The sequence below is a fragment of the Escherichia sp. MOD1-EC5950 genome, from assembly GCF_002965345.1.
Lineage (GTDB): Bacteria > Pseudomonadota > Gammaproteobacteria > Enterobacterales > Enterobacteriaceae > Escherichia > Escherichia marmotae.
Map to the genome: position 1 here is coordinate 72,166 of NZ_PTSR01000005.1, position 16,986 is coordinate 89,151.

17 protein-coding genes are annotated in these 16,986 nt (G+C 47.7%); 6 read left to right on the forward strand and 11 right to left on the reverse strand.

What is annotated here, in order from left to right; all coding sequences use genetic code 11:
• Positions 1 to 45 precede the first annotated feature (45 nt).
• Both BEA93_RS08365 and BEA93_RS08370 read right to left on the reverse strand, forming a co-directional pair.
• Positions 46 to 1,281, reverse strand: coding sequence for an oligosaccharide MFS transporter (locus BEA93_RS08365; RefSeq protein WP_001516062.1), 1,236 nt, complete (start codon positions 1,279 to 1,281; stop codon positions 46 to 48).
• A 254-nt stretch (positions 1,282 to 1,535) separates the two neighbouring features.
• Complete coding sequence (locus tag BEA93_RS08370; protein WP_105224611.1) at positions 1,536 to 2,618, reverse strand: LacI family DNA-binding transcriptional regulator; 1,083 nt, start codon at positions 2,616 to 2,618, stop codon at positions 1,536 to 1,538.
• Between the two features lie 233 nt (positions 2,619 to 2,851).
• Here BEA93_RS08370 and BEA93_RS08375 point away from each other — a divergent pair, with 233 nt between their 5' ends.
• The 3 genes from BEA93_RS08375 to BEA93_RS08385 all read left to right on the forward strand — a co-directional run bounded on the left by BEA93_RS08375 (position 2,852) and on the right by BEA93_RS08385 (position 6,623).
• Positions 2,852 to 4,906: a beta-galactosidase gene (locus BEA93_RS08375; RefSeq protein WP_061090916.1), complete on the forward strand. Its 2,055-nt coding sequence runs from the start codon at positions 2,852 to 2,854 to the stop codon at positions 4,904 to 4,906.
• A 104-nt stretch (positions 4,907 to 5,010) separates the two neighbouring features.
• On the forward strand, positions 5,011 to 5,394 hold the full coding sequence (gene bssR, locus BEA93_RS08380; protein WP_000497146.1) for a biofilm formation regulator BssR: 384 nt from the start codon (positions 5,011 to 5,013) through the stop codon (positions 5,392 to 5,394).
• 110 nt (positions 5,395 to 5,504) lie between these two features.
• On the forward strand, positions 5,505 to 6,623 hold the full coding sequence (locus BEA93_RS08385) for a PQQ-dependent sugar dehydrogenase (protein WP_105224610.1): 1,119 nt from the start codon (positions 5,505 to 5,507) through the stop codon (positions 6,621 to 6,623).
• Here the strand turns inward: BEA93_RS08385 and gstB are convergent.
• Complete coding sequence (gene gstB / locus BEA93_RS08390) at positions 6,620 to 7,246, reverse strand: glutathione S-transferase GstB (protein WP_010379678.1); 627 nt, start codon at positions 7,244 to 7,246, stop codon at positions 6,620 to 6,622. The two genes, BEA93_RS08385 and gstB, sit on opposite strands and share 4 nt — an antisense overlap.
• 245 nt (positions 7,247 to 7,491) lie before the next feature.
• On the opposite strand from gstB, the gene dacC reads away from it, so the two are divergent.
• On the forward strand, positions 7,492 to 8,694 hold the full coding sequence (gene dacC, locus BEA93_RS08395; protein WP_001516066.1) for a serine-type D-Ala-D-Ala carboxypeptidase: 1,203 nt from the start codon (positions 7,492 to 7,494) through the stop codon (positions 8,692 to 8,694).
• A 47-nt stretch (positions 8,695 to 8,741) separates the two neighbouring features.
• On the opposite strand, the gene deoR is transcribed toward dacC, so the two are convergent.
• Together deoR and ybjG are read right to left on the reverse strand one after the other, a co-directional pair.
• Positions 8,742 to 9,500: a DNA-binding transcriptional repressor DeoR gene (gene deoR, locus BEA93_RS08400; RefSeq protein ID WP_000450142.1), complete on the reverse strand. Its 759-nt coding sequence runs from the start codon at positions 9,498 to 9,500 to the stop codon at positions 8,742 to 8,744.
• A 57-nt stretch (positions 9,501 to 9,557) separates the two neighbouring features.
• The gene (gene ybjG, locus BEA93_RS08405; RefSeq protein WP_105224609.1) at positions 9,558 to 10,154 is read right to left on the reverse strand and encodes an undecaprenyl-diphosphate phosphatase; all 597 of its coding nucleotides are present in this window, start codon (positions 10,152 to 10,154) and stop codon (positions 9,558 to 9,560) included.
• 285 nt (positions 10,155 to 10,439) lie between these two features.
• On the opposite strand from ybjG, the gene mdfA reads away from it, so the two are divergent.
• The gene (gene mdfA / locus BEA93_RS08410; protein WP_001516067.1) at positions 10,440 to 11,672 is read left to right on the forward strand and encodes a multidrug efflux MFS transporter MdfA; all 1,233 of its coding nucleotides are present in this window, start codon (positions 10,440 to 10,442) and stop codon (positions 11,670 to 11,672) included.
• Between the two features lie 40 nt (positions 11,673 to 11,712).
• Here the strand turns inward: mdfA and ybjH are convergent, their stop codons facing one another.
• The 3 genes from ybjH to BEA93_RS08425 form a co-directional block, all read right to left on the reverse strand.
• Positions 11,713 to 11,997: a protein YbjH gene (ybjH, locus tag BEA93_RS08415; protein WP_010379680.1), complete on the reverse strand. Its 285-nt coding sequence runs from the start codon at positions 11,995 to 11,997 to the stop codon at positions 11,713 to 11,715.
• An 84-nt stretch (positions 11,998 to 12,081) separates the two neighbouring features.
• Positions 12,082 to 12,897 (reverse strand): Cof-type HAD-IIB family hydrolase, encoded by an 816-nt coding sequence (locus tag BEA93_RS08420; RefSeq protein WP_001516070.1) that lies wholly within the window; start codon positions 12,895 to 12,897, stop codon positions 12,082 to 12,084.
• Positions 12,897 to 14,105 (reverse strand): MFS transporter, encoded by a 1,209-nt coding sequence (locus BEA93_RS08425; protein ID WP_105224608.1) that lies wholly within the window; start codon positions 14,103 to 14,105, stop codon positions 12,897 to 12,899. Before BEA93_RS08425 ends, BEA93_RS08420 begins: the two co-directional genes overlap by 1 nt.
• 84 nt (positions 14,106 to 14,189) lie before the next feature.
• On the opposite strand from BEA93_RS08425, the gene BEA93_RS08430 reads away from it, so the two are divergent.
• Positions 14,190 to 14,795 (forward strand): TetR/AcrR family transcriptional regulator, encoded by a 606-nt coding sequence (locus BEA93_RS08430; protein ID WP_105224607.1) that lies wholly within the window; start codon positions 14,190 to 14,192, stop codon positions 14,793 to 14,795.
• Positions 14,796 to 14,830: 35 nt separating this feature from the next.
• Here the strand turns inward: BEA93_RS08430 and BEA93_RS08435 are convergent, their stop codons facing one another.
• The 3 genes from BEA93_RS08435 to BEA93_RS08445 form a co-directional block, all read right to left on the reverse strand.
• On the reverse strand, positions 14,831 to 15,553 hold the full coding sequence (locus BEA93_RS08435; protein ID WP_032173749.1) for a hypothetical protein: 723 nt from the start codon (positions 15,551 to 15,553) through the stop codon (positions 14,831 to 14,833).
• Positions 15,554 to 15,563: 10 nt separating this feature from the next.
• Positions 15,564 to 16,595 carry a phage integrase gene (locus tag BEA93_RS26075; RefSeq protein ID WP_024174454.1) on the reverse strand — a complete coding sequence of 344 codons (1,032 nt, stop codon included), beginning with the start codon at positions 16,593 to 16,595 and terminating at the stop codon, positions 15,564 to 15,566.
• Positions 16,596 to 16,781: 186 nt separating this feature from the next.
• Positions 16,782 to 16,973 carry a hypothetical protein gene (locus BEA93_RS08445; RefSeq protein ID WP_001321204.1) on the reverse strand — a complete coding sequence of 64 codons (192 nt, stop codon included), beginning with the start codon at positions 16,971 to 16,973 and terminating at the stop codon, positions 16,782 to 16,784.
• Positions 16,974 to 16,986: the final 13 nt, after the last annotated feature.

Consider the following 16,986-nt stretch of genomic DNA (forward strand, 5'->3'; position numbering starts at 1 on the left):
CAACCGGTGAGGAAAGCGCCCCAAATAAAGGGGCGCAAATGAGGATCATGCTACAGAATTTTCAGTTAGCGTCTCCGTAGGCTGGCTGCTGGATTTGTCCCGCAGCGTAAAGACCGAAATAAGCGTGAAGCAACCGGCAATAGCCCCCAGGATTAGATAGGTTTCAGCAAAGCCAATGGTGTCATACAGATAGCCTGCAATGGGTGAATAGATTGCTGTGGCGATGGATGCCACAAAAAGCACTAGCAGGTAGACCGTTGAAGAGAGTTTATGATCAAAGTTAGCCGCGATAAATTTAAACACAGACACCAGGATCAGTGGTTTTTCGATGGCGTGCATCATTTTAACGGCTGCAATCCACACCGGTCCCAGTTGGATTGCAGAACCGGCAATGCGTAACGACATAATGGTTCCGGCAATCACTAACGCCCATTTTGCACCAGTGCGGTTAACAAACCAAGGCATCAGGCAGAGAAATAAGGTTTCTCCGCAGACCTGAACAGAAGCCAGAATTCCGTACCAGCGATTGCCTTCTTCTGGTGTCGGAAATTGCAGCGAAAAATACTGTGCGAACTGTTGATCGTAGGTGTCATAAATTTGTGTTACGAACAGAGTGAACATCAATAAAAACCAGAACTGACTATTTTTTGCCAGCTCAAGGGCATGGATGGCTTTCAGCGAATTGGTTTTTTCAATTTCGGCCTCGGTAAGTTCGATTTTGGTAAACATAAAGCAGATTGCGGCGATCACAATGGCGCAGCTTGCCAGCCAGAAAGAGAGATTAGGGTTGGTATCAATATATTTACCAACAATCCACGCGGCGGCGGCCCATCCCAGAGAGCCCCACATCCTTACGCGACCATATTCAAAATGATAACGACGCGAAACTTTATCTATCCAGGAATCCAGAACGCCACAGCCAGAATTAAAAATGATCCCCAGGTAAACGCCACCCAAAACAGCGCCCAGCCAGAAGTTATGAACCAGAAGCGGGGCATACACATAAATAAAGAATGGGCCTACGGGAAGTAATAATGCGACGAGGATCCAGATGAGTTGTTTCTTAAGACCAAATTTATCGGAGATGAAACCGAAGAACGGCTGCATTAATAACGCAATGAAAGCATTAACGGAATAAAGTAATCCTGTGCGTGTGGCGGTAATTTCCAGATGCTGTGTCGTCCATATGACAAAAAATGCCATCGTTGCCGACCAGGCGAAGAGGTACAGAAAATCGAAAATACTGAGCAAAATATAATTACGTTTACCGGGCAATAACATAGCCATATCCTCAATCACTGGCGTTGGGTCATTTACCGTTGGCACAGGCATTAGCTGTGCTTACTGGTTATTGTTTTGGTATGCATCTCCGGAAATGTCATACGTTAACAATTTCATTTTTACTCTGGCCCTGACATTGATGATTAGGCAATGTGTTAAATGAATGTTTGAGATTTGCATCACATTTATTGCTGATAATAAAGAAGATTTAGCGAAATGGATCACTAAATCTTCTTTATGAGAACGTATTACTTTTATGCCTTGCGTGTTAGCTCATCTGCCAGCGTGCGAAGGTGTTCGGCAATATTCATCAGATCAGCCTGTGGTGAGTGCAGAGGGCCAGCAGAATTACGCACGACCAGACGGCTGGGAAGGATGGTTGAAGAGCGGAGCATAGCTTGTGCATCGTCCGGCTGTAAAATTTGTTGAACGGCAATTTTCCCTTGCAAATCAAAGTCGATTGCGACGGTCGTCAGTGAAGGTTCAAAAAACGCACTCTCATAGGTGTCGTCATAGCCAATGACAGAAATATCCTGCGGGATTTTACGTTTTTGTTGATGTAAGGCGCTTAACGCACCCAACGCCATCTGATCGTTCGCGATCAGAAGAGCGGTCGCCTGTGGCGTTTCACGTAGCATCTGTAATGTCGCCAGATAGCCGCTTTGAGCGTCCCAGCTACCGTAATGTATGGCCAGCGGTGTCAGTTGGAGTGAGGCGAGGGTATCGCGCCAGGTATTGAGTCGTAACCGCGCCGGTACTGAATTTTCAGGGCCAGAGATCAAGCAAAATTGACGATGCCCCAAGTCGTAAAGATATTTTACGCTGGCGCGTGCACCTTCTGCGGGATTAAAGGTGACGTTAAACACCGGGCTATAAGGGTCCACGTCGAGAAACAGACACAATACATCACTGTTTTCAGCAACCAGAGTTTCAGCCAATGCCGTTTCCAGGGGGGCGTTGATAATAATCTTTGTTACCCGTTGTGCTTTTAAGTCATTAACTGCAGCCTGAATACCTTTAATATCAACATCATCAATCATCGATATCAGCACCTGATATCCCTGCTCCCCGGCATATTTTTTTACCGCCGCCGCAATTTGTGAAGGGGCATGTAGGGCGAGTGAGGTGGTGACCAGCCCCACCGTTTTGCTCTCTTTCCCTACCAACTGTTGAGCTACGCGATTTGGAACGTACTTAAGTTCGGCAATGGCTTGTTCAATTTTTTGACGTGTTTTGGCAGACACGTTCGCTGAATTGTTAAGCACCCGCGACACTGTCTGATAAGAAACATTGGCATGACGAGCAACATCGGTAAGGGTTGCAGCTTTGGTTTTCATATTCGCCCCGGCTAAAAGATTTGTCACAGTATACCGCAGTGAATGTCATACGTATCACGCTCACGTATTTCAGCGCATGTCTGCCAAACCGTGGAGCCTGTTTGAATGGAAAAACGCGTAGTTGCTCACATTTCTACCGGACACTTCTTGCATAACGAAGCAATTAATTACTAGATGACAGTATTGTGAACGAATAACATTTTTTGTCTGTTTAAAACAATTCAGGAGTCAGCATGGACAAGCATCCACCGATCATCCCCACAGCCCCGTGGTTACTTCATGGTGCCGATTACAATCCGGAACAATGGTTACATGTCCCTGGGATCCTGGAGAAAGATATTGCCATGATGCAACAGGCTGGTTGTAACACCATGTCGGTGGGCATCTTTAGCTGGTCAATGCTGGAACCCACAGAGGGGGAATATCGCTTTGACTGGCTGGATGAGGTGTTGGATAAACTTCATGCTGGCGGGATCTCTGTCTTCCTGGCAACCCCGAGCGGAGCCAAACCCGCCTGGCTTGCAGCACGTTATCCAGAGGTTCTGAGAGTTAGCGCGTCACGCGAGAAAATGCTTCACGGCGGTCGCCATAATCACTGCCTTTCTTCGCCAGTGTATAAAGAAAAAGTGACGCAAATTAACCGTAAGCTGGCGCAGCGATACGCGAATCATCCGGCGGTTCTGGGATGGCATATCAGTAATGAGTATGGCGGTGAGTGTCATTGTAACGGATGCCAACAGGCGTTTCGCCATTGGTTGCAGACTCGTTACACCACTCTTGAGGCACTTAATCAGGCATGGTGGACAGGCTTCTGGAGCCATACATACAGTGACTGGTCACAAATTGAGTCACCTTCTCCATTAGGTGAGATGTCTAACCACGGCCTGAATCTTGACTGGCGACGCTTTGTCACATCGCAGGTAAAAGAATTCTATCAAATGGAAGTCGCGCCGCTAAAAGCAGAACGGCCTGAGTTACCCGCGACGACCAATTTTATGTGGTATTTCAATGATTACAACTACTGGTCATTAGCTGAGGTTGTCGATTTTGTAAGTTGGGATAGCTATCCCATGTGGCACAAACAGGAAGATGAACGCGCCGTAGCTTGTAAAACAGCGATGTATCACGATCTGATGCGTACCTTGAAAAATAAACCGTTCATTCTGATGGAATCCACCCCCAGCCAGACAAGTTGGCAGCCAACCAGCAAATTGAAAAAGCCGGGAATGAACATTCTTTCTTCTTTACAGGCCGTCGCTCATGGCGCAGATGGCGTGCACTATTTTCAGTGGCGTAAGAGTCGCGGAGCCGTGGAGAAGTTTCATGGTGCGGTGGTTGATCACGTCGGTCATCTGGAGACGCGTACCGGGCGCGAAGTTATACAGCTAGGGCAACGACTGGCACATCTTAAGCAATTGGTCGGGACGAAAACTCAGGCTAAAGTTGCCATTATTTTCGACTGGGAAAACCGCTGGGCGATTAATGATGCTGCCGGGCCGCGCAATTGCGGTATCCATTACGAACAAACGGTAGTGGATCATTACCGACCTTTCTGGGAGCAGGGGGTGGCGGTTGATATTATCAACGCTGATTGTGATCTTACGGGTTATCAATTAGTTATCGCTCCAATGCTCTATATGGTTCGCGATGGATTTGCTGATCGTGCCCGTGCCTATGTCGAAGCTGGTGGCAATTTTGTCACCACTTACTGGTCCGGGATTGTCAATGAAACTGATTTATGTCACCTGGGCGGTTTTCCTGGCCCGTTGCGTGACCTGATGGGCGTGTGGGCTGAAGAGATCGATAGCCTTAATGATTATCAGCATAACGAAGTTATCTGCGAGCCGAATGCCTATGGATTGCAAGGTAAATGGCAGGCAAGGGAATTATGTGCGGTTATTCACGCCGAAGGCGCACAGGTTCTGGCGCGCTATGGTGAGGATTTTTATGCAGGTACACCTGCGTTAACGGTAAATCACGTCGGACAGGGACGTGCTTTCTATGTGGCTTCGCGTAATGATGCGTCATTTCATCAAGCGTTTGCTGCGATGTTGATCAACTCACTTAATCTTCCAAAAGCCCTTGCGACTGAACTTCCTGTTGGCGTTATTGCAACGCGTCGGACAGACGGCAATCAGGAATGGGTTTTTGTACAAAATTACACTGCTCATGTACAAAATGTGGTGCTTCCTGGTGCATGGCGAGTGGCGGAAACAGGCAAGGCTTGTTCACAAGAATTAGAACTGGCACCCTGGGGATGCGAGGTACTGGAAAGAGAAATAATGTAAATTCTTATTAATAAGATGTGAAGTATTGATCCTTGACAGCACTTTGTTCAAAAAGTAGCCATACTATTTAATTGCACTAAGGCTGCAAAGAGGAGGATCGAAGTATGTTCGTTGACAGACAGCGAAGCGATCTGCTTAATCGGTTGAACGATGCTCGAGTTGACCTCGCCGCATATGTGCGACTGAGGAAGGCCAAAGGATACATGTCCGTCAGCGAAAGCAATCATCTACGAGATAACTTTTTTAAACTGAATCGCGAACTGCACGATAAATCGCTGCGGTTGAATCTTCACCTGGATCAGGAAGAGTGGAATGCTCTTCATCATGCTGAAGAAGCATTAGCGACAGCCGCAGTATGTTTGATGAGTGGGTATCATGATTGCCCAACTTTTATTACCGTCAACGCCGATAAGCTTGAAAATTGTCTGATGAGCTTAACGCTGAGTATCCAGAGCCTGGAGAAGCACGCCATGCTTGAGCAGGCCTGAAAGCTAAGGGGGAGAAGGCGTCTCCCCCTTCATATTTAAGTTTATGTAAAAATAAATTTGTCACGCCCCTGACTGACTACGCTTTAAGCCAGAGTCAATCCGGAGGTGTTATGTATCGACAATCCTTTTACCTTGTGCCCCTTCTCTGTATTCCTTCCGCTCTTTGGGCGGCACCCGAAACGGTAAATGTCGAAGTACTGCAGGATAAACTCGACCATCCGTGGGCGCTGGCCTTCTTACCGGATAATCACGGCATGTTAATCACCCTGCGCGGCGGCGAGTTACGCCACTGGCAAGCAGGAAAAGGATTATCTGCGCCGCTTGCCGGTGTGCCGGAAGTCTGGGCGCACGGGCAGGGCGGTTTGCTGGATGTGGCATTAGCGCCTGATTTTGCCCAGTCGCGCCGTATCTGGTTAAGTTTTTCTGAAGTCGGTGATGATGGTAAAGCCGGAACTGCCGTAGGTTATGGCCGCTTAACTGATGACCTCGCAAAAGTGACGGACTTCCGCACCGTTTTTCGCCAGACGCCAAAACTTTCTACCGGTAATCATTTTGGCGGGCGGCTGGTATTTGATGGTAAAGGCTATCTGTATATTGGTCTGGGTGAAAACAATCAGCGCCCGACGGCGCAGGATCTGGATAAATTGCAGGGTAAATTAGTGCGCCTGACCGACCAGGGCGAGATCCCGGATGATAATCCCTTTGTGGAGGGGGCTGGTGTGCGAGCCGGGATCTGGTCTTATGGCATTCGTAACCCGCAAGGGATGGCGATGAATCCGTGGAGTAATACGCTGTGGTTGAATGAACACGGTCCGCGCGGCGGCGATGAAATTAATATCCCGGAAAAAGGTAAAAACTACGGTTGGCCGCTGGCAACCTGGGGGATGAATTACTCAGGTTTTAAAATACCGGAAGCGAAAGGGGAAATCGTTGCCGGGACTGAACAACCCATTTTTTACTGGAAGGATTCACCGGCGGTGAGCGGCATGGCCTTCTATAACAGCGACAAATTCCCCCAGTGGCGGCAAAAATTATTTATTGGCGCGCTGAAAAATAAAAATGTCATCGTGATGAGCGTTAAAGGCAACAAGGTGGCAGAAGATGGTCGCATATTAACGGACAGGAGGCAGCGAATTCGTGATGTTCGCAGCGGACCCGACGGTTATTTATACGTTCTGACCGACGAGTCCAATGGAGAATTACTCAAAGTTAGCCCACGCAATAATTAGCTAACAGGGATCATCACAACTTTACGCACCGCGGGGCGTTCGGTGAGTTGCTGATACCAGCGTTGCAGATTCGGACGTGGTGTCCAGGTCAGGCCAACGTTAAACAAATTGTAGATAAACGGCGCGATGGCAATGTCGCCCACACCAAATGCATCGCCGGAGAACCATTTCACTTTTGCCAACTCTGCATCGAGAAGGGCAAACAGGGCGTCGCATTCCTTGCAACTGGCATCAATGGCGGCCTGATCGCGCTCTTCCGGTGGCGTTCTGACCAATCCCATCAGGATCCCTCGATGGGCATTACTGAGCGTCTGGTTTGCCCAGTCCATCCACTTTTCGGCTTCTGCGCGGCGTGCCGGTGAGTCGATCCATAAACGGTTTTGCCCGTACTGTGCTGCAAGGTAGCGGACAATGGCGTTTGATTCCCAAAGAATTAAATTACTTTCGTCGTCACGCAACAGCGGCACCAGCCCGTTAGGATTCATCGCCAGAAAATCGGCGTCATGGTTTACCCCAAACTCACGACCCGCCAAAATTTGCTCATAAGGTAGTTCCAGTTCTTCGAGCGTCAGCAACACTTTTTTAACGTTGGTTGAATTATTCCGACCCCACAGCGTAATCATAGTCACCCCTTTTATACAGGCAGCCACAGGCTGAACAGGATTCCGATGGTGAAGTAAAGTTAACTTTTAAGCAACAGTGAGTAAAAAAATGACACCAGAAGCAGCGAAGCGGCAGGATATTGCATAAACTTTAAAAACTTTACCAACTTACGGTTTCTTTAAGCTTGTGTGTGCGTTATTAATCACCGAACTTATCATACGGCGATATAACGTATTTTTTTTGAATGGATACTCGGGTGGCATTTATGACGCAATACTCCTCTTTCCTTCGTGGTCTTGCAGCGGGTTCTGCATTTTTATTCCTTTTTGCCCCAACGGCATTTGCGGCGGAACAGACCGTTGAAGCGCCGAGCGTGGATGCGCGTGCATGGATTTTAATGGATTATGCCAGCGGCAAAGTGCTGGCAGAAGGCAATGCGGATGAGAAACTGGACCCCGCAAGCCTGACTAAAATCATGACCAGCTATGTGGTTGGACAGGCGCTTAAGGCCGATAAGATCAAACTCACCGATATGGTGACGGTCGGTAAAGATGCCTGGGCAACGGGCAATCCAGCGCTGCGCGGTTCATCGGTCATGTTTCTTAAACCGGGCGATCAGGTCTCTGTGGCGGATTTGAATAAAGGTGTGATCATTCAGTCCGGTAATGATGCCTGTATTGCACTGGCAGATTATGTTGCGGGCAGCCAGGAGTCATTTATTGGTTTGATGAATGGTTATGCGAAGAAACTGGGCCTGACCAACACCACCTTCCAGACGGTACACGGCCTGGATGCACCGGGGCAGTTTAGTACCGCGCGCGATATGGCATTGCTGGGTAAAGCGTTAATTCACGATGTACCGGAAGAGTATGCCATTCATAAAGAGAAAGAGTTTACCTTTAACAAAATTCGCCAACCTAACCGTAATCGCCTGTTGTGGAGCAGTAACGTTAATGTTGATGGTATGAAGACCGGAACCACGGCAGGTGCGGGATACAATCTGGTCGCTTCGGCTACCCAGGGTGATATGCGTTTGATCTCTGTGGTGCTGGGGGCGAAAACTGACCGTATCCGTTTTAATGAGTCTGAGAAATTACTGACCTGGGGTTTCCGCTTCTTTGAAACCGTGACACCAATTAAACCTGATGCCACCTTTGTGACTCAGCGGGTTTGGTTTGGTGATAAGAGCGAAGTGAATCTCGGTGCCGGTGAAGGGGGATCGGTGACCATCCCTCGTGGGCAACTGAAAAACCTGAAAGCCAGTTACACGTTAACGGAACCGCAGCTTACCGCACCGCTGAAAAAAGGTCAGGTCGTCGGCACTATTGATTTCCAGCTTAACGGCAAGTCGATTGAACAGCGTCCGCTGATCGTGATGGAAAATGTGGAAGAGGGCGGATTCTTTGGTCGGATGTGGGACTTCGTAATGATGAAATTCCATCAGTGGTTCGGCGGCTGGTTCTCTTAATCTTCTGATGACCGGATGACGCGTTAACGTCATCCGGTTATGCATCATCAATACATCAACTTAATATGCTGCGTCTGTGCGTACTTCACATACTCATCTTCCGGGCAACGATCGCTTACCACAATATCAAATCGTTTCAGGTCACTCATGCGTGCCGGGCGTACCTTGCCAAACTTACTGTGGTCGACAACCAGCACATGCTTTTGCGCCATCGACATGGCCCAGTGTTTTACCGGCAACTCTTCAAGATTAAAACAGGTAGCACCTTTACTGATATGCACTCCGGCTGCGGAATAAAAAGCGATATCTGGACAGAAATTATTCAACGTCAATTGAAAATCGACGGGTTTAAAAATGGCGTTACTGGCATGAAATTCACCGCCGCAAAGAAACACCCGGCAATGGGGTTTCTCTTTCAGTGCCAGAAAGGTATTTAGTGAATAACAAACGGCGGTGAAAGGGATTTCATTATCTATCGCTTCAATAATCCACGGCGTGGTAGTGCCACAGTCAAAAAAGAGGGTCTGATCGGGTTCTACCAGCGTCGCAGCCAGTTTTGCCGCCCGGCGTTTTTCTTCCACCAGACGGGATTTTTGATCGCTTAACAGGTAATGGCTGGCACTGCGCGGTTCCAGAACGATATAACCGCCGAGTAATACGACGGGGGCGCTGTTGTTATTCAAATCGCGGCGAATCGTCATCTCTGAAACCCCGAGCAGGGTGGCGGCGTCCTTCAGATGTAACTTATCGCTGCGTTTTAATTCTTGCAGTAATTGCCCGATACGCTCTTCGCGACGTGTTTCCATAATCCCTCTGAATTGTTATTGAAGCGAGCCGCCTGATATTACACTTTTTATCCGAAATCAGCCACGCACCCAGCCTTTACGTATTAGTAAGGCGAAACAGATGCGATACCACAATTGCAGCCGCTGGTAGAGCCTGGATCCCACAGCTTGCCAGATAATCTGGGCGCTAAGGCAACCAATCATTCCCGCCAACAATCCACCAAGCATGTCCAGCGGCCAGTGAACACCGAGATAAACGCGCGACCAGGCAATAACTACCGCCAGTACCATGAGGATTGCTCCTGACCACAAACGATGCCAGCATAAAAATGCCAGCGCAAAGGTAAATATCACCGTGCCATGATCGCTCGGGAAAGAGTCATCTGCTGCATGATGCAGGAAGTTATAGCCGACATTCTCGACAAATGGACGGTCATGCGGAAACAGATGGCCCATCGTCCAGGAAACAAACAGACTGACCGCTAGCGCGATGGCGATTTTTATCACCAGTTGTCGTTGCGCCGTAAATCCCCATAGCCAAAGCACCGTAGCCAACAATGGCACCACGGTAATTAAATCTTTGGCAATAAAAATTGCTAACGAAATCATCCATGCGGATGAGTCTGGCGTCGCATTAATAAGAGAGAATAATGAATAATTCAGATTTTCCAGCATAACTTTCAGACTCAAAAGGTGATTAGTGGGCAGCCATCAGGCAGGTCGATGAGAATAAATCGCTTGTTAAACAGGGTAAAGCGGCATCGTCTTATTTACCTCAACCGGATTGGCTTACAGCAGAGAATGGTAACGCGAAGAAATTAAATAAAGCTTAAAGAAAGGGGGGCTATACTCGGAATAACGTAAGAATGTGCTTAACCGTGGTTTCAGCTACAAAATTTGCTTTCTCGTTTGCCACGCTTTTATTAAAATTTGCGCGATTATTATTGGCGAAGAAATTGCATGCAAAATAAATTAGCAACAGGTGCCAGACTTGGGCGTCAGGCATTACTTTTCCCCCTCTGTCTGGTGCTCTACGAATTCTCGACCTATATCGGCAACGATATGATTCAACCCGGTATGCTCGCCGTGGTGGAGCAGTATCAGGCGGGTATTGACTGGGTTCCTACTTCGATGACCGCTTACCTGGCGGGAGGGATGTTTTTACAGTGGCTGTTAGGACCACTGTCGGATCGTATTGGTCGCCGTCCGGTAATGTTAGCTGGCGTGGTGTGGTTCATAATCACCTGCCTGGCGATATTACTGGCGCAAAACATTGAACAATTCACGCTGTTGCGCTTTCTACAGGGGATAAGCCTCTGTTTCATTGGCGCTGTGGGTTACGCCGCGATTCAGGAATCTTTTGAAGAGGCGGTTTGTATCAAGATCACCGCGCTGATGGCGAATGTGGCGCTGATTGCTCCGTTACTCGGGCCATTGGTGGGTGCCGCGTGGATTCATGTGTTGCCCTGGGAAGGGATGTTTGTGTTGTTTGCTGCATTGGCGGCGATCTCCTTCTTCGGTCTGCAACGTGCGATGCCAGAAACGGCTACGCGCATTGGCGAGAAACTGTCGCTGAAAGAGCTTGGTCGAGACTATAAGCTGGTACTGAAGAACAGCCGCTTTGTTGCAGGAGCGCTGGCGCTGGGATTTGTCAGTCTGCCGTTACTGGCGTGGATTGCCCAGTCACCGATTATCATCATCACCGGTGAACAGTTGAGTAGCTATGAATATGGTTTGCTGCAAGTGCCCATTTTCGGCGCGTTAATTGCGGGTAATTTGCTGCTGGCACGTCTGACCTCGCGCCGTACCGTACGTTCGCTGATTATTATGGGGGGCTGGCCGATTATGATTGGTCTGCTGGTCGCCGCAGCGGCCACGGTCATCTCATCGCACGCGTATTTATGGATGACCGCCGGGTTAAGTATTTATGCTTTTGGTATTGGTCTGGCGAATGCAGGGCTGGTGCGTTTAACGTTGTTCGCCAGTGATATGAGTAAAGGGACGGTATCGGCGGCGATGGGGATGTTGCAAATGCTGATCTTTACCGTAGGTATTGAGATCAGTAAACATGCCTGGCTGAATGGCGGTAATGGATTGTTTAATCTGTTTAATCTTGCCAACGGAGTTTTGTGGCTGCTGCTGATGTTTATCTTTTTAAAAGATAAACAAACAGGAAATTCTAACGACGGATAAGAAAATGCCTGGTTGTTTTATACAATCAGGCATTCAGGGATTAGTGGTGATGGTCGTCGATCTGATGTTCGATTACCATCCCTTCGCCTACGCTGGCAAGGTGACGGACATATGGATGTGCACGGTAAGCCGGAGCTGGCGTAGGGGCCACGTATACGGTTTGCGGCACGCTGGCAACGCTGACGGCTTGCGGAACGCTGACTGAATCAGGGACCACCACCACTTTGTATCCACTCGGCACATCAACGGTGACACTTTGCGCCATTGCCACACCAGTAAAACTCAACAGAAACGCGCCCAGCAGTACACATTTTTTCATCATCATTTCGCCTGAAATAATCCAGAAGGGTAATTTCCGCGGATTATGCATCCTTCATTCAGGCATTGTGTTGCCGGGCGTGCTGCCGTTTTATTGATTAAATGGCGCTTCGTGTTTAAGAACTTTATCGATAATGTCCAGTACGCCTTCATGGTTATTGGAGCCTGCACGGTATTTCGCCGCCGCTACGACTGCGTTGCCAGCATTTTCCATTGCAAAGCTAAAGCCCGCCTGACGCAGCATCTCAATATCATTACCGCCATCGCCAAAAACCACCACTTCGCTGTCGTCTATGCCCCATAATTTCTGGAGTTGACGCAGGCCATTGGCTTTATGTACGCCGGGGATAATCAAATCGATACTACCGTTGCCGGTATGGACTGGCACCATAATATCGCCAATAGAATCATGTAACTCTTTTTGCACTTGCGGAATCAGTTCGTCAGAGAGATTTAACCCAAACTTGAAGAAGATATCGTCGATATTGTCAAAGTTATCGACATATTCCAGGCGATGATAGTACATCTCCGCCACGGCCTTCATTTCGGCGTCATACTTTTTCAGGGTATAGGCGCTATTTTTTCCACAGGCAATAATTTCCACCTCCGGGCGCGTCAGTAAATGCTCCACAATAGTGGAAAATGCGTCCTTCGACAGTTCGCCATTAAAAACATCTTTGCCTTCGTTCACCACCCAGCCGCCGTTTTCCGCCACAAAGGCAATTTCATTGGCAATTTCGGGAAAGAACGAAATTAACTGATAATATTGATTTCCACTGGCGACCACAAAGCGAATACCTTGTGCTTTCATCTGCTGATACTGGGCCATAAACCGCTCACGGTTATAGGTTTTTTGATCGCTTAAGAAAGTACCGTCCATATCTACCGCAATTAATTTAATGCCCATCAACTATTCTCCATCGCAGTTTGCGTTTTTGTATCGGGTTTGGCGACGGCTTTAGCGACAATAGCCGCAAGAATAACCAGCGCCAGCACAACCAGCATTGCACTACGTAATCCATAATGTTCTCCGAGATAGCCCAGCAGTGGCGGCCCGACGAGGAATGCCAGATAACCCGTCGTTGCCACTACGCTGACACGGGTCGGCGCATCGGGGCCGGTATCGCTGGCGGCAGAAATGGTTAGTGGGAAGCCCAGAGAAGCGCCCAATCCCCAAAGCACAACAGACACCCCAGCGACCCATGCGCTATCGACAAAAATAATCAGTCCGATACCCAACGCACCCATCAAGGCACTGGCACGTACTACGGCAACGCGGCTGTAACGGTCGATGAACCAGCCACCGGTGAAGCGTCCAACGGTCATCCCCAATGTGAAACCGGCATAAATCAGTGAGCCTGACGTTGGACTAAAACCGTGGCCATCAACCATTAATAAGGGTAACCAATCGTTGGCAGAGCCTTCTGCAAAAGCCATTGCCAGTACTACGACACCAATCAACAGCAACTGGATGTCACGGTAAAAAGGCACACCTTTTTCGTCATGCTGCGAGCCATCGGCAGCGTTTTTGCCCGTACCGCCAGGGATTGCTTTAATAGCAATATAAATAGGTGCGATGCCCGCCAGTGCCGCCAACAAAATATGTACAGTTGCCGGAACACCAAAGGCTGTCAACGCCATCCCGACACCAGCGCCTGCCAGCGTGCCCAGGCTATAAAAGCCGTGCATCATAGGCAAAACCGTTTTATTCATTTCTCGCTCAACGGCTGCGCCTTCAACGTTTATCGCCACTTCAGCGGAACCAAAACTGGCCCCAAAGACACCAAGACCAACGGCAAAGAGGACGGGGGATGTCAGCCAGAGCGCCAGACTTAATATCATCATCCCGATCAAAGCGCAGGACATAGTGACCAGAATGACATTACGCGTCCCAAAGCGTTTCACTAACCACGCCGAGCAGAGGATACCGCTCATCGAACCTATCGACAGGCCAAAGAGTACACCGCCCATTTCAGCGATAGAGACAGAGAGAATATCCCGAATTGCTGGCGTGCGGGTGGCCCAGGAAGCCATTAGCAGTCCTGGCAAAAAGAAGAACATAAACAACGCCCAGGTACGGCGTTTCAAGGCATTACGTGAAAAATTTACTGTCATAGATCACGTCAAAAAAAGAAGAGGGAAGACAACCTTAGCAAGGTTGTGTACATTTGTACACAATTGCAGAGAGAGGGTAAAAATATGCGCCGCGCTAATGATCCCCAACGGCGAGAAAAAATCATTCAGGCCACGCTGGAGGCAGTGAAACTTTACGGGATACATGCCGTTACGCACCGTAAAATCGCTACCCTCGCCGGAGTGCCGTTAGGATCAATGACCTACTATTTTTCAGGAATTGATGAGTTGTTGCTGGAAGCGTTTAGCCGTTTTACGCAGACGATGTCGCGGCAATATCAGGCTTTTTTTGATGATGTCAATGACGCCCCCAGCGCCTGCCAGGCCATAACAGACATGATCTACAGCTCGCAGGTCGCAACGCCGGATAACATGGAACTGATGTACCAGCTCTACGCATTGGCCAGCCGAAAACCGCTATTAAAAACGGTGATGCAAAACTGGATGCAGCGTAGTCAGCAAACGCTTGAACAATGGTTTGAACCGGAAACTGCCCGGGCGCTGGATGCTTTTATTGAAGGGATGAGTCTGCATTTTGTCACCGACCGTAAGCCGCTATCGCATGAGGAGATTTTGAGGATGGTGGAGCGAGTGGCAGGGCTGGAGATAAATTTCAGGCAACAAAAAACCCATTTATGTAAACGGGTTAATGAAAACAATAAGTTAGAGTAAAAACAATAAGTTGGGTTGGTGGTCAGTGGTGGTTATTACGGGGTAATGCCAACCGCTGCCGCCACTTTGTCGCCACTAGTGCTTTGTTTTTCGAATTCATCTAAGGCTCTTTCAACATCAGAAAGATACTCTTTGAATGAGTTCAAGATCATGCTTAACGAGCCCCCCATAAATAGGACCTGTTTTCCATCTTTTTTAAAAAAATCAGGATATTTTTCTATAAGTTCAATAATGCTTTTAATATTTTGCCCATCGTTTTCTAAGTATTTTGCATCATTATGCGCACAACTGTTTCTTAATTTTGTTATTTTTTTGATATTCGAATAGTGGGATGTTGACTTCATCCCTATCATTTTTTTGATAAATAGATGGCTCCTCTCAAATCCACTTCCTTTGAGATCTGAAACATTTATAGGAGAATGATGTCTATTAGCAAAGTTGTTACAGAATTTTTCTATTTCGTGCTCAAAAATTCCGAATATAGTTAAGAATACTGACCTGCGGATAATACTTGGGTAGTATTCTAAAAACATTTCATCGAGATCTAGCGATGAGCTGGTGAGTCCCATGTAATGATCAATTGACTGGTATACACCATCTTCCGGAGATATTTCAATTATATATTCTTCAGGTCCTTTGTCTTTATATTCTGCTATGCCCTTAGCGATTGATGATTCGCTATGAGTGATTAACGTCTCGATAATATCAAATGTTAAGGAGAAGTCGAATATTGGTAATTGAAACAAAAACTTAACCATGCTTGAACCTTTAAGAATCTGATTTAGTAACATCCAAAGTTGCTAGTGGATTGAAACGAAGAGCTGTCTCTAAGTGATCAGGTGATAGATGAGCATAACGCATAGTCATTTTTATGTCGTGATGTCCGAGGATTTTTTGCAAAGCAAGGATGTTTCCACCCGACATCATGAAATGCGCCGCAAACGTATGACGCAGAACGTGTGTAAGTTGACCGCGAGGGAGCACGATAGACGTTTTTTCCATCACGGATAAAAATTGAAAATAGCAGTCTGTGAAGAAATTGAACCCATCAAGCGCCATGATCTCTTCATAAAGCTCTTTACTGATAGGGATGCTTCTGTTTTTCTTCCCCTTCGTTCTTACAAAGGTAATTCGGTATTTGGTCACCTGTGATCGGGTAAGGTTTATTGCTTCTCGCCAGCGTGCGCCTGTGCTTAAGCATATCTTGACTACCAGTGCCAGAATTGGGTCCTGACGTTTGCAATCATCCAGCAGTTCAACAATCTGCTCATGGGTAAGCCATGCCATCTCTTTTTCTGCGATGGTGAATTTTCGCATGTTCTCCAGTGGGTTTGGATACGACCATTCGCCCAGGCGGGATAGTTCGCTAAAAACACTACTTAGATAGCTTTGCTCTAGGTTAATGGTGACCGGGCTGGCCCCTTTCTTCCATTTCTCGCTGAAATAGATCTCACCTGTCAGTCGTTTATCTCGATAATGGGCAAACATTTTAGATGTGAGATCGGTTGCAAGGGGATTGCCCAGAGCGTCAACCATCAGCAGCAATTTGTCATAGACATGCTGCCCAGCAGTCAGAGATTTACCATGTAGTTTGAACCATAGCTCAACCACGTCTTTCAGGGTTCGACGATCTACTGATTCGCCCAGCCAGGGCTTTGCTTCGGTTTCTTCCATCGTGTGACGCTCAAAAGCCAGTGCTTCGCCTTTGGTGGCGAATTGTTTACGCACACGACGCCCACTACGTCCGGCGGGGTAACATTCGCAAAGCCATTTTCCTGTGGTGAGTTTTCGTACTGCCATAAAAAATGCCCTCCAGTAGAGAGCATTTTTACTGTATGTATAACCAGTGTCAATGTATGAAATCCTGCGACCATACATCTCACTGAAGCCATAATGAAGTTAGCTATTTTTTGCTATGTGAGTATGTGACTTTTGCGGTTAGCCTGCGGCTCATTGTTATATTAGGCGCAGATATAAAAGCAAAATTTATCGCGAGTTTTTAGTACAGATTTTTTTTGATTTACTAATAGTTCCATCATTGCAAACGAACTTTCCATCGGAGGTACAGTGAGAGACACCTCCCTTTTTCCCAGAACAAGGATAATTTTTAGCATAGGTAGTTAGTGGGTTTAATAACAAAGAGCATGATAAAACCACAAAAAATACCTTACCAAGCATAGTTTCCTCCCGG

Bases quoted from the DNA above. Each gene is read 5' to 3' on its own strand.
- BEA93_RS08365 (WP_001516062.1), bottom strand. From the start codon at position 1,281: ATGTTATTGCCCGGTAAACGTAATTATATTTTGCTCAGTATTTTCGAT.
- BEA93_RS08370 (WP_105224611.1), bottom strand. From the start codon at position 2,618: ATGAAAACCAAAGCTGCAACCCTTACCGATGTTGCTCGTCATGCCAAT.
- BEA93_RS08375 (WP_061090916.1), top strand. From the start codon at position 2,852: ATGGACAAGCATCCACCGATCATCCCCACAGCCCCGTGGTTACTTCAT.
- bssR (WP_000497146.1), top strand. From the start codon at position 5,011: ATGTTCGTTGACAGACAGCGAAGCGATCTGCTTAATCGGTTGAACGAT.
- BEA93_RS08385 (WP_105224610.1), top strand. From the start codon at position 5,505: ATGTATCGACAATCCTTTTACCTTGTGCCCCTTCTCTGTATTCCTTCC.
- gstB (WP_010379678.1), bottom strand. From the start codon at position 7,246: ATGATTACGCTGTGGGGTCGGAATAATTCAACCAACGTTAAAAAAGTG.
- dacC (WP_001516066.1), top strand. From the start codon at position 7,492: ATGACGCAATACTCCTCTTTCCTTCGTGGTCTTGCAGCGGGTTCTGCA.
- deoR (WP_000450142.1), bottom strand. From the start codon at position 9,500: ATGGAAACACGTCGCGAAGAGCGTATCGGGCAATTACTGCAAGAATTA.
- ybjG (WP_105224609.1), bottom strand. From the start codon at position 10,154: ATGCTGGAAAATCTGAATTATTCATTATTCTCTCTTATTAATGCGACG.
- mdfA (WP_001516067.1), top strand. From the start codon at position 10,440: ATGCAAAATAAATTAGCAACAGGTGCCAGACTTGGGCGTCAGGCATTA.
- ybjH (WP_010379680.1), bottom strand. From the start codon at position 11,997: ATGATGATGAAAAAATGTGTACTGCTGGGCGCGTTTCTGTTGAGTTTT.
- BEA93_RS08420 (WP_001516070.1), bottom strand. From the start codon at position 12,897: ATGGGCATTAAATTAATTGCGGTAGATATGGACGGTACTTTCTTAAGC.
- BEA93_RS08425 (WP_105224608.1), bottom strand. From the start codon at position 14,105: ATGACAGTAAATTTTTCACGTAATGCCTTGAAACGCCGTACCTGGGCG.
- BEA93_RS08430 (WP_105224607.1), top strand. From the start codon at position 14,190: ATGCGCCGCGCTAATGATCCCCAACGGCGAGAAAAAATCATTCAGGCC.
- BEA93_RS08435 (WP_032173749.1), bottom strand. From the start codon at position 15,553: ATGGTTAAGTTTTTGTTTCAATTACCAATATTCGACTTCTCCTTAACA.
- BEA93_RS26075 (WP_024174454.1), bottom strand. From the start codon at position 16,595: ATGGCAGTACGAAAACTCACCACAGGAAAATGGCTTTGCGAATGTTAC.
- BEA93_RS08445 (WP_001321204.1), bottom strand. From the start codon at position 16,973: ATGCTTGGTAAGGTATTTTTTGTGGTTTTATCATGCTCTTTGTTATTA.